General features: G+C 66.2%; 9 protein-coding genes. 7 read left to right on the plus strand and 2 right to left on the minus strand.

Annotation, left to right across the window (positions count from 1 at the left end; genetic code table 11):
* Window positions 1–163: 163 nt before the first annotated feature.
* The 5 genes from pgi to ACM9LZ_RS06495 all read left to right on the plus strand — a co-directional run bounded on the left by pgi (window position 164) and on the right by ACM9LZ_RS06495 (window position 6,348).
* Window positions 164–1,807, plus strand: coding sequence for a glucose-6-phosphate isomerase (gene pgi, locus ACM9LZ_RS06475; RefSeq protein ID WP_416618528.1), 1,644 nt, complete (start codon window positions 164–166; stop codon window positions 1,805–1,807).
* A gap of 119 nt (window positions 1,808–1,926) precedes the next feature.
* Window positions 1,927–3,213, plus strand: a complete 1,287-nt coding sequence (locus ACM9LZ_RS06480; RefSeq protein ID WP_416618529.1) for a pentapeptide repeat-containing protein — start codon at window positions 1,927–1,929, stop codon at window positions 3,211–3,213.
* A gap of 94 nt (window positions 3,214–3,307) precedes the next feature.
* Window positions 3,308–5,179: a DNA mismatch repair endonuclease MutL gene (mutL, locus tag ACM9LZ_RS06485; protein WP_416618530.1), complete on the plus strand. Its 1,872-nt coding sequence runs from the start codon at window positions 3,308–3,310 to the stop codon at window positions 5,177–5,179.
* A gap of 64 nt (window positions 5,180–5,243) precedes the next feature.
* Complete coding sequence (locus ACM9LZ_RS06490) at window positions 5,244–5,645, plus strand: hypothetical protein (RefSeq protein ID WP_416618531.1); 402 nt, start codon at window positions 5,244–5,246, stop codon at window positions 5,643–5,645.
* 223 nt (window positions 5,646–5,868) lie between these two features.
* The gene (locus ACM9LZ_RS06495) at window positions 5,869–6,348 is read left to right on the plus strand and encodes a hypothetical protein (protein WP_416618532.1); all 480 of its coding nucleotides are present in this window, start codon (window positions 5,869–5,871) and stop codon (window positions 6,346–6,348) included.
* Here the strand turns inward: ACM9LZ_RS06495 and ACM9LZ_RS06500 are convergent.
* Both ACM9LZ_RS06500 and ACM9LZ_RS06505 read right to left on the minus strand, forming a co-directional pair.
* On the minus strand, window positions 6,339–6,830 hold the full coding sequence (locus tag ACM9LZ_RS06500; RefSeq protein ID WP_416618533.1) for a hypothetical protein: 492 nt from the start codon (window positions 6,828–6,830) through the stop codon (window positions 6,339–6,341). The genes ACM9LZ_RS06495 and ACM9LZ_RS06500 overlap by 10 nt on opposite strands.
* Before the next feature lie 31 nt (window positions 6,831–6,861).
* Window positions 6,862–9,099, minus strand: coding sequence for a S9 family peptidase (locus ACM9LZ_RS06505; protein WP_416618534.1), 2,238 nt, complete (start codon window positions 9,097–9,099; stop codon window positions 6,862–6,864).
* 263 nt (window positions 9,100–9,362) lie between these two features.
* Here ACM9LZ_RS06505 and ACM9LZ_RS06510 point away from each other — a divergent pair, with 263 nt between their 5' ends.
* Window positions 9,363–10,931, plus strand: coding sequence for a diguanylate cyclase (locus tag ACM9LZ_RS06510; protein ID WP_416618535.1), 1,569 nt, complete (start codon window positions 9,363–9,365; stop codon window positions 10,929–10,931).
* 15 nt (window positions 10,932–10,946) lie between these two features.
* The gene (locus tag ACM9LZ_RS06515) at window positions 10,947–11,618 is read left to right on the plus strand and encodes an HAD family hydrolase (protein ID WP_416618536.1); all 672 of its coding nucleotides are present in this window, start codon (window positions 10,947–10,949) and stop codon (window positions 11,616–11,618) included.
* Window positions 11,619–11,734: the final 116 nt, after the last annotated feature.

Genomic DNA, 11,734 nt, shown 5'->3' on the forward strand with positions numbered 1-11,734 from the left:
ATTACGAAATCGGCCGGCCTGTTTCTTTTGCCGGATTACGTTCTGCCCGGATGTCAAAATCACTGTTCCCGGTGGATTTGCAGCAGTTTGCGCGCTTGTGGCGCGCGGGCTTCATGCTATCAATCGCATGAAATCCCCTGCATTCCGGCCGGAGAGAGAACCCATGTCCGCCCTGACCCGATCCCCCGCCTGGAAGGCGCTGGCCGCTCATCGTGCCAGCCTGGAAGGCACTGCGCTGCGTGACCTGTTCGCGGCCGATGCCGGCCGGTTCGACCGTTACCGCATCGCGCTGGACGGGATGCTGCTGGACTATGCCAAGAACCGCATCACGGATGAGACGCTGGCGCTGCTGACCGGTCTGGCGCTGCAGCAGAAGCTGGAGCCGATGCGCGATGCGATGTTCGGCGGCCAGCGCATCAATATCACGGAGGACCGGGCCGTCCTGCATGTGGCCCTGCGCAACCGCGTGGACCGGCCCATCCTGGTCGATGGTGAGGATGTGATGCCGGGGGTGCAGGAGGTGCTGGCCCGGATGTACGCCTTCTGCCACAAGGTGCGCGACGGTGAGTGGCGGGGCTATGACGGCCAGCCCATCACCGATATCGTCAATATCGGCATCGGCGGGTCCGACCTGGGCCCCGTCATGGTGACACAGGCGCTGACGCCCTGGCATCACCCACATCTGGCCGCGCATTTCGTCTCCAACGTCGATGGCACCCATATTGCCGAGGTGCTGCGCCGCGTGGACCCCGCCACGACCCTGTTCATCATCGCGTCCAAGACCTTCACCACCCAGGAAACGCTGGCCAACGCCCACACGGCCCGCGACTGGTTCCTGGCCAATGGCGGCACGCCGGAGACGGTGGCGCGGCATTTCGTGGCCGTGTCCACCAACAGCACGGAGGTGGCGAAGTTCGGTATCGATACCAACAATATGTTCGGCTTCTGGGACTGGGTCGGTGGCCGCTACAGCCTCTGGTCGGCCATTGGCCTGCCCATCGCCCTGATGGTGGGGCCGGAACGGTTCGGGGAACTGCTGGCCGGCGCCCACGCGATGGATGAGCATTTCCGCACGGCACCGCTGGACGCCAACATGCCGGTGATCCTGGGCCTGCTGGGCGTGTGGTACGGCAATTTCTGGGGGGCAGCGGCCCATGCCGTGCTGCCCTATGACCAGTATCTGGCCCGCTTGCCGGCCTATCTCCAGCAACTGGACATGGAAAGCAACGGCAAGTCGGTGGACCGTGACGGGGCGCCGGTGGACTATGCCACCGGCCCCATCATCTTCGGGGAACCGGGTACGAACGGCCAGCACGCCTTCTATCAGTTGATCCACCAGGGCACGCACCTGATCCCCTGCGATTTCATCGCCCCCATCACCAGCCAGAACCCCACGGGCCGGCATCATGCCATGCTGCTTTCCAACACGCTGGCCCAGACAGAGGCGCTGATGCGTGGCAAGAACGAGGCGGAGGTGCGTGCCGAACTGGAAAGGGAAGGCAGGTCGGGTGCCGCGCTGGAAGCCCTGCTGCCGCACAAGGTCTTCGCGGGCAACCGCCCGACCAATACCATCCTGGTGGATCAACTGGACCCCTGCCGCCTGGGCATGCTGATCGCGCTTTATGAGCACAAGGTATTCGTCCAGGGCGTGATCTGGAACATTAACAGTTTTGATCAGTGGGGCGTGGAACTGGGCAAGCAGTTGGCCAAGGTGATCCTGCCGGAACTGGAAGGGCAGGGGACGAAGCCCCACGATGCCAGCACGGTCGGGCTGGTCGGGCTGGTGAATGGGGGGAAGGTCGCCTGATCCGCACCCCGTCCGGTCCGTGGCGCTATCCTGATGCGTTGTCGTACGGTGGTGGATTTTAATGAAATTCTCCACCGTGCGGGGCCATGATGGCGTGTCCGCAGATGGGGAGTGCCAGATTGGGCGACAATCGTCCGCATCACAGGATAACGCAGGAACAGCTCGACGCCGTCGTGAAGCGGCATGAGATGTTCCGCAATGCCCGCATGGGCGGTGCGCGCGCCATCCTGACCAATTTCGACCTGACGGGCCTGGACCTGGGCGGTCGCGATCTGGCGCACGCCGACCTGACGGGCAGCGTGCTGCGGCGAGCCAATCTGGCCGGCGCCAATCTGGATTGCTGCACCCTGTTCGCGGCCGATATCAGGGAGGCGAACCTGACCGGTGCCTCGCTGGTGAAGGCCGACCTGCGCGGCGCCAGCCTGCGCGGCGCCGACCTGACCGGGGCCAATCTGGTCAGCGCCGATCTGCGCGACGGGTCGCTGGCCGAACGGGCGTCCGATGGCAGCCTGCGCATTGTGGTCGTGGAAAGCGACGCCAGCCCCGCTGACATGCAGGGCGCCCGGCTGGCCAATGCCAACCTGTCCCAGGCCAAGCTGTCGGGTGCGGTCGCCATGCATACCGACTTTACCGATGCCGTGATGCGGGGCACCAAGCTGGTGCGTGCCAACCTGCGCAACGCCACGCTGGACGGGGCCATCCTGGAAGGCGCCGACATGTCGGGGGCCGATGTGCGCGGCGCCAGCCTGAAGGGGGCGGTGCTGACCGGTGCCGTCCTGGTCCTGACCGAACTGGGCGGAGCCGACATGGACGGGGCGCTGACGGACAAGCCGGCCGGCCGGCCCCTTGCCGATCTGCCGCGCCCGCTGGAAGAGATGGTCAAGCTGCATGCCGATTGGGTGGGCAGCGCCGGACAGGCTGGCATGGCGCTGGATCTGAAGGGATATGACCTGCGCGGGGCGACCTGCCTGTCGCATGCCTGTCTGACGCGGTTGCACGCGCCGGGTGCCATTCTCTATGGCGTGGACCTGTCGGCGGCACAGATGCAGGTGGGCAATCTGGCCGGTGCCGATCTGCGGGGTGCCAATCTGGCCGGTTGCGACCTGCGCGGCATCAACCTGACCGATGCCCAGTTGGGCAATGCCGACCTGTCGGGAGCCAATCTGGGCTATCTGCGAATCGATGACACGCGCATCGTGCGGGCCGAACTGGCGGGTGCCCGGCTGCGCTATGCCCGGTTGACGGGCGCCCGGCTGGTGAAGGTGAATTTCGCTGGCGCCGACCTTTCCTTCGCCAATCTGTCCCAGGCCGATCTGAAAGGGGCCGACATGACGGGGGCGCGCCTGGCCGGCGCCCGGCTGCGCCGTGAACAACTGGCCGAGGTCGAAGGGCTGAAACTGCCCTGATACCATGTGTGGGCGGCGTTCGGAGAATCTGCTTAGGGTCCCATAACTTGTGGCTGGCTTGGCCACAGGCCGCAATCGGTGCTATGACCATGCCATGCCGATCATCCGTCGCCTGCCCGATACGCTCGTCAACCAGATCGCCGCCGGCGAGGTGGTTGAACGCCCTGCCGCCGCCGTCAAGGAACTTGTGGAAAACGCGCTCGATGCCGGTGCGCGTCGCATCGACGTGACCCTGCGTGATGGGGGCAAGGCGCTGCTTGCGGTGGCTGATGATGGCTGCGGCATGGACCCGGACCAGTTGGCGTTGGCGGTGGAACGGCATGCCACCTCCAAGCTGCCCGATGGCGACCTGACCGATATCCGCACCCTGGGGTTCCGGGGCGAAGCGTTGCCCAGCATCGGGGCCGTCAGCCGCCTGGCCATCACCAGCCGCACGGTCGATGCCGATCATGCCAGCGCCATCCTGGTCGAAGGTGGCGCCGTACATCCCGTGGGGCCGGCCCCTGGTGGTCCCGGTACGCGGGTGGAGGTGCGGGACCTGTTCTTCGCCACGCCGGCCCGGCTGAAATTCCTGAAGACCAGCCGCACGGAAAGCCAGCACGCCATCGATATCGTGGAACGTCTGGCCATGGCGCATCCGCATGTCGCCTTCACCGTCACCGACGAGGGGCGGACGCCGCTGCGGCTGGCGGCCAGCACGGGTGGCGATGGCAGCGCGCACCTGTCGCGCCTGGGGGCCGTGCTGGGGCGGGAGTTCCAGGAGAATGCGATCCCGGTGGAGGCCGAGCGGGCCGGCGTGCGCCTGGTGGGCCATATCGGCCTGCCAACCTTCAACAAGCCGACGGCCGCGGGCCAGTACCTGTTCGTGAACGGGCGCCCTGTGAAGGACCGGCTGATGGTTGGCGCCGTGCGCGGCGCCTATGCCGATTTCCTGGCCCGGGATCGTCACGCCGTGCTGGCCCTGTTCCTGACGCTGGATCCGCAGGATGTGGATGTGAATGTCCATCCCGCCAAGACGGAGGTGCGGTTCCGCGATCAGGCCCTGATCCGTGGCCTGATCGTGGGCGCGCTGAAACACGCGCTGGCGGCGGCCGGCCACCGGGCCAGCACGACGGTTGCCGCCGATACGCTGGCCAGCCTGACCCCGCGCGTGGCACCGCAGACGGCACTGTTCTGGGAACCGCAGCCCGCCCCGCCGCTGCCGTCCGTGCAGCAGGCCAACAGCTTCGCCCCGCATCACCAGGCACCGCCCCCCGTGGCGCGTGAAATGGCGGAGGCGGCGTTTCGTTTCCAGGCGCCCCAGCCCGTCGGTGTCCCGCCCGCCGGCTTCGCCCCCGCAGCGCGGAACGAGGCAGGAGAGGCCGGTGCCGCGCCACCGGCCAGCTTCCCCCTGGGTGCGGCGCGGGCGCAGGTCCATGCCACCTATATCGTGGCCCAGACCGGTGACGGTATCGTGATCGTGGATCAGCATGCCGCGCATGAAAGGCTGGTCTATGAGCGCATGAAGCGGGAAATGCTGGGTGAGGGCGTGAAGCGCCAGATGCTGCTGATCCCGGAGGTCGTGGAACTGGACCCCGCCGATGCGGAAAGGGTGGGGGAGCGTTCCGACGAACTGGCTGAAATGGGGCTGGTGCTGGAGACATTCGGGTCGGGTGCCGTGGTGGTGCGCGAGGTGCCGGCCATGCTGGGCGGCCGGGCCGATGTGCGCGGGCTGGTCCGGGATATTGCCGACGAATTGGCGGAACTGGGTGATGCCCTTGCCTTGAAGGAAAGGCTGGAGGCGATCTGTTCCCGCATGGCCTGCCATGGCAGCGTGCGGGCCGGCCGCGCCATGAATGTGGACGAGATGAATGCCCTTCTGCGCCAGATGGAGGCCACGCCCCATAGCGGACAGTGCAACCATGGCCGCCCCACCTATGTCGAATTGAAGCTGGGCGATATCGAACGGCTGTTCGGCCGGCGCTGAAGGCGCATGGGGCGCGGCACGGGCTTTGCTTTGCTGGACTATCCGTTTCTCCGGGAGGGTCCGAATGCAAGACCGATTGAACCGCCCCCATGCCGGCAAATCGCCCGGCAGCCCCGCCCGATTACGGGAACCCAAGGGTTCCGGCGGGTTCGACGGGTTGCCAGCCGGGCTGCGCATCCTGGACGATGCCTCGAACGATGTCGGCCTGTCGGAAATTCTTGCCGCCCTGGCGGCAGAACCTGCCGGGCCGGATATGCGCCTGCGCGAGGTGGAGGACAGCATTCGCCGCCATTGGGCCGTGCTGCGCAATCTGGTGCGCGAGCATGCCGAACTGTCCCGTCAGGCCCGGGAACAGGTCGGAGCTGTGGAGGGGGAAACCGGGGTGGAGGCGCTGCAGGCCGCCCGGCCCCTGCCCAAGGTCGCCATTTTCACCCCGCCCATGCGCCGTGCGGTGGCGGCGGAGTGATGGCGGTCCCATGATCCCAAGTCCCGGTGATCGCAACTCACCGGGATCTGTTATTCTCCGTTGTGACAAGTGATGGCGGCGGGTCGCGGGCCATGGCAAGACCCAGGCGCCGCCCCGCCGCCGCCCGCCCCATGTCCGGCTTTCGCCGTAATCTGCCCCCATCCTTTGATCTATGACCGCGATGGGTGCGGTCGGGATCGAAGGTATCGGTGCGATGACGGCGATGACAAAAATTCTGCTGCTTTCCGGCTTGGCCGCCCTGCTGGGCGCCTGTGCCGGATTGTGGGACCTGACGGCCGACACGCTGACCGGCACCCTGGCGATCCTGGCCGCCTCCGCCTTTCTGCTGGCCCTGTTCGTGCCGCGACTGGCCGCCATCGGCGTGATCGGTCTGGCGGCCGGCGTGCTGTTGGCTCATCTGATGGCGATCCCGCCGCCGGGCAGTTCCATGCCGGGCCTGGAACGTGGTTTGATTGCGGCGGCCGTGGCCACCCTGCCATCCGCGCTTGGGGCGCTGGCCGGTATCCTGGTCGCCCGCACTGCCACCCTCCTGGGCTGGTGGTCGGTGCCGGCGGACGGGACAGGCTATCGAAATGCAGCGCGATCTTCAGTTGCACAATGCAATCATGGTCGTCGTTACGGTCATAATCCCGGTCCGAAAGGCATAGTCCCTTCGACTGGTCTGCGGGATCGTCACATATAATGTCCCAGTGACATGAAATTTTCCCGCGTCGTCTCATCGACCGGCAGGTTCCGTTCAACCACGAGGGCCGCCACGCGGGCCGCGATGCCGTCAAATCCGGTCAACTGGCTTTCGATACTGTGCCGCCGCCGGCCGGCGCGCAGCGTCAGTTGCATCCATCCACCCGACCGGTCTTTCTTCACGGCGTAATAGCGCAGCTTCACATCCGTGATCCGGTCCCAGGCCAGCAGGCCGGCGAACAGCCCGCCTTCCACTGCCAGCCCATCGGGCAACAGTAAATACCGTACCCGTCCGCGCAGCAGCGTGCGGCCACCCAGCCAGATGAACAGGGCGGCCCCCGCCGCCAGCGGCACGGCGACAAGCGGGTGCGCCTGACCACCTGCCAGCGCCAGCGGTCCCGCCGTGGCGGCCAGACCGAGCGCCGTGCGCAGGTAGTCGGCCTTCAGCGTTTCGGGTGGATAGCGGCTGGCGGGAGCGGTCATGCCGGCCCGCCCCGCCGGCCGGCCGTGGGGGTCATTTCGACAGTCCGTGGGCACGCAGGATGAAGGCCTGCGACAGCGCCACCTCCTTCAGCTTGTCGAATCGGCCGGTGGAGCCGCCATGACCGGCGCTCATCTCCGTCTTCAGCAGCAGTACATTGTCGTCGGTCTTGTGGGTGCGCAGCTTTGCCGCCCACTTCGCCGGCTCCCAGTAGGTCACGCGATAATCGTTCAGCCCGGCCGTGATCAGGATCGGCGGATAGGGGCGGCGGGCCACATTGTCATAAGGGCTGTAGGTCTTCATCACCTGATAGATCTCCGGGATATTGGGGTTGCCCCATTCCGGATAATCACCCGTCGTCAAGGGCAGCGTCTCGTCGAACAGGGTGTTCAGCACATCGACGAAGGGTACATGGGCCACGGCGCCGGCGAACATGCCGTCCGGCCCCATGTTCAGCACGGCCCCCATCAGCGTGCCGCCGGCCGAGCCGCCTTCGATGCTGATCTGGCCGGGGCTTGTATATCCCTGGTTGACCAGGAACTGGGCCACATCCAGGAAATCGTTGAAAGTGTTCGGCTTGTTGGTCAGGCGCCCGGCATCGTGCCAGGGGCGGCCCATCTCCTCCCCCCCGCGGATATGGGCGATGGCATAGGCGAAGCCGCGGTCCAGCAGGCCGATGCGGGCCGTGGAGAAGCCGGGTTCCATGGCGATGGAATAGGAACCATAGCCGTAGAGATGCAGCGGTGCCTTGCCGTCCTTCTTGAAATCCTTGCGATAGACGATGGACACGGGGATGGGCGTGCCGTCGCGCGCGGGCGCCATCAGTCGTTCGGAGGTGTAGAGAGACGGGTCGTACCCGCTTGGGATTTCCTGCACCTTGCGTGCGGTCAGGGTGCGCCCGGCAAGGTCGTAATCGAAGACGGTCGGCGGCGTGACCAGCGAATGGTAGCGCACGCGCAAGGTACCCGTCTCATATTCCTCGTTGTTCAGCGGGGAGACGGCGAAGGCGGCGTCGGGGAAGGCGATGGTGTGCGATTGCCCGTCCGTTCCGCGCACCCAGACCTGCTGCGTTCCGTCCTGGCGGCCGAAGACGACCAGCCAGTCTTTCAGCGCCAGCAGGCCCGTCAGATACTGGCGGTCACTGCCGGCCATCACCTCCGTCCAGTTCCCTTCCGACCAGTCGGCCAGCGGCGCCTGGACGAGGCGAAAATTCAGATGCTTGTCGTTGATGAGAATCCAAAGATTCTCGCCCTGGTCGGCCACGGAATAAAGCCGGTCGTCCTGGCGTGGAATGACCACGCGGGCGGCTGCCGTGGGGTCATCGGTGGGGATCAGGCGTGTTTCATTGGCGATCAGCGTGCCGCTGCCGATCTCCACGAAGCGGCCGGACTGGCTTTCACCGATCCCGACCCACCAGGACGGGTCCGCTTCCTCATAGACCAGGGTCGCCGCGGCCGGGGCAGCGCCCAGGCTGTTGCGCATCACCTGCTTGGGCCGCTGGCTTTCATCCTTCAGGACATAGAACAGGGTGCGGTTGTCCGCAGCCCAGACGACGGAACCCGAGGTGCCGGGAATCGGCTCACCGACCAGCTCCCCGCTCTGCATGTCCTTCACGACGATCGTGAAATTCTCCGACCCGTTATCGTCGAAGCTGTAGGCCAGGTAACGGCCGTCAGGGCTGGGTTCCAGCGCCTCCACGTCATAGAAATCCTTGCCCTCGGCCAGGGTGTTGACGTCCAGCACCACTTGCTCGCCGTTGCTGGCACCGTCCTTGGGCCACCGCACGAAGACGGGGTGGTCCTGGCCGGCGGAAAAGCGCGACTGGTAGACATAGGCGCCGCGCGGGTAGGGGACGCCGGTGTCGTCCTCCTTCACCCGTGCCTTCAATTCGGCAAACAGGGCGGCGCGCAGCCCGTCCTCCTCACCGCCCATCACCTGGTCGGTATAGGCGTTCTCCGCCTTCAGATAATCCAGCACGTCGGCATCGTCGACCTTGGGATAATCCTTGTCCCGCAGCCAGTCATAGGGGTCGGTCCAGGTCTCCCCATGGCGGACATGGTCCACGGGCACCTGCCTGGCCACGGGCGGGGCGGCGAACAGGCTTTGCCGCAGGGGGGGCAGGGGCGCTTCGGCGACGGGTTCGGCAGGCTTTTCCACAGGCTTCCTCGGCATCATCACATAGGCCAGCGTCGTGGCACCGACCAGGGCGGCGAACAGGATCAGGATGCCGGGCCGGCGTGGCCCGCCGGCTGGTTTACCGCTACTGGACATTTCCGCCTCTTCGCTGGCCTGGGAATTGCGCAACAGGATAGGCAAGCGCGGGGCGGGCGCCAATGGCGTTTTCTGGCATGGTCATCATTTATAACGGGAATTCAGGCGCAAAAGGGTTTATGATCACACTTAATTGACCGGTTTCGCCGTCCCGCACGTCAAGGGTGGGGCGGTCGTTTTGCTGATATTGTTAGTTTCCTGTCTTTTGCATTATTTGGTTGGATTGGTTGCCCACGTGGCAATCGGGGAAATGGGGTGTCGCTGTGGATCAGGACGATTTCCTGTTTGCGGAGGATGGCACGCTGAAGGGCGCGCCCCAACCGCTGCCGGAACGCCGCCTGCCGGAGGGGCCGCCCTGGCGCATCCTGATCGTCGATGATGATGAGGAGGTGCATTCGGTCACCCGCTATGCCTTGCGCAAGGTGTGCTTCCGCGACCGCCCGCTGGAATTGCTGTCCGCCTATTCCGCGGCCCAGGCGCAGACCATGTTGTCGGCGGAAAAGGATATCGCGCTCGTCCTGCTGGACGTGGTCATGGAAACCGACGATGCCGGCCTGCGGCTGGTCCGCGCCATCCGGGAGGATCTGGCTGATAGTGCCGTGCGCATCATCCTGCGCACGGGCCAGCCGGGTCAGGCACCGGAAGAACGGGTGATCGCCGATTACGACGTGAATGATTACAAGGCGAAGACGGAATTGACGGCGCAGAAGCTGTTCACCACCGTCATCGCGGCGCTGCGCGCCTATGACAGCATCGTCACGATAGAGGCGAACCGGCGCGGCCTGCGCCGCATGATTGCCCTGGATGACCGGCTGCGTCCCGATATGGGGATCGATGCCTACGCCCAGACCATGCTGGAACAGGCCGGCCCCATCCTGGGGGCCAATGCCAGCGGGCTGGTCTGTGTGGTGGATGATCTGGCAGGGGGCGGCGGCGCCGGCGGGCGGTTCCGTCCCCTGGCCGTGACCGGCAGTCTCGCACCCCTGATGCCCCCGGCTCCGGGATCGGCATTGCATGACAGGCTGGAAGCTGCGCTGGCCGTCCGTCGCACCGGTGTATCGGGCCGGTCGGCCACGCTGCATATGCCGGGGCCGGACGGCACCATCTTCCTCGCCCTTCTGGATTGCGACCGCCCGCTGCTGCCGGCCGATGCGGAGATGCTGGGCGTGCTGACGGCGAAGTTCGCCGCCGGCCTTGTCAATCTGGTGCTCTATGAACGGTTGAGCCAGGCCAATACCGACCTGCGCGCCCTGACGCAGACCCTGGAACACCGGGTGGCGGAGCGCACGGCCGCCCTGCTGGATGCCAACGCCAAGCTGGAGCAACTGGCCAGCACGGACGGCCTGACTGGCATTCTCAACCGCCGCTGCTTCATGGAACTGGCCCAGGCGGAGCGGGAACGGGCGGGGCGCTATGGCCGGACCTTCGCCGTCCTGCTGCTGGACATGGACCAGTTCAAGCGCATCAATGACGGGTTCGGCCATGCGGCGGGCGATATGGCCATCCGCAGCGCGGCCAGCCGCACCGCCGCCGCATTGCGCACCAGTGACAGCCTTGCCCGCTATGGCGGGGAGGAATTGGTGGTGCTGCTGCCGGAAACGGACCTTGCCGCGGCGACGCAGGTGGCCGAGCGCGTGCGCAGTGCCATCGCCGCCCATCCCGTGGAGCATGAGGGGCGGTTCATTCCCCTTTCGGCCAGCATCGGCGTGGCCGAATGGCGCGGGGAGAGTGAAAGCCTGGACAAGCTGCTGGACCGGGCCGATCAGGCGCTGTATCTGGCCAAGCAGAATGGGCGCGACCGGGTGGAGGCGTCCGCGCTTCCCCCAACCTGAAGGCCGCCGCGTCCCGTGACCCTCCTGTCCTTTCCCGCTTTTCCCCGCACCGTCCAGGCCGTGATCTTCGACATGGACGGGCTGCTGATCGACACCGAACGGCATGTCCGCGTCGCCACGCTGGGGGCCGCCGACGAGATCGGCCAGCCCATTGATGACGATTTCTATGCCGGCATCATCGGTACGCCCTGGCCGGAAACCTATGCCATGCTGCGGGCTTTTTTCGGCGGTGACGAAGGCTTTGGCCGGTTCCGCACGGCGTTCCAGACCCGGATTGCCCTGTTGCGCACGGCCATCGCCCTGATGCCGGGGGTGGTGGAGATCATCGACCATCTGGAGGTGCTGGGCCTGCCCCTGGCGGTCGCCACCTCCACGGGCCGGGACAAGGCGGAGGAACATCTGCATCAGGCCGGCATCCGCCACCGGTTCGCCGCTCTGGTCACCCGTGACGATGTGGAGCGGGGCAAGCCGCATCCGGAACCCTATCTGACGGCTGCGGCCCGGCTTGATGCCGATCCGTCCCTGTGCGTTGCGCTGGAGGATAGCCATAATGGCATCCGGTCCGCCCATGCCGCCGGACTGATGCCCGTCATGGTGCCGGACCTGCTGCCGGCGACGGCGGAGATGCACCGTCTGGCCTTGCATGTGGCCGATGACCTGCACGGCGTGCGGGCCCTGTTCGCCTGACGCCGCGAACCAGGGGCCGCTTGCGCCGGCGGGTTCAGGTCTGATATGGTCTTCCCTACGGCAAGTAGCTGATTTTAATTGTTTATCGGGGGCAGGCCCAGCCGCCCCCCGAACTG

It is taken from the genome of Niveispirillum fermenti (genome assembly GCF_048066175.1).
GTDB lineage: Bacteria > Pseudomonadota > Alphaproteobacteria > Azospirillales > Azospirillaceae > Niveispirillum > Niveispirillum fermenti.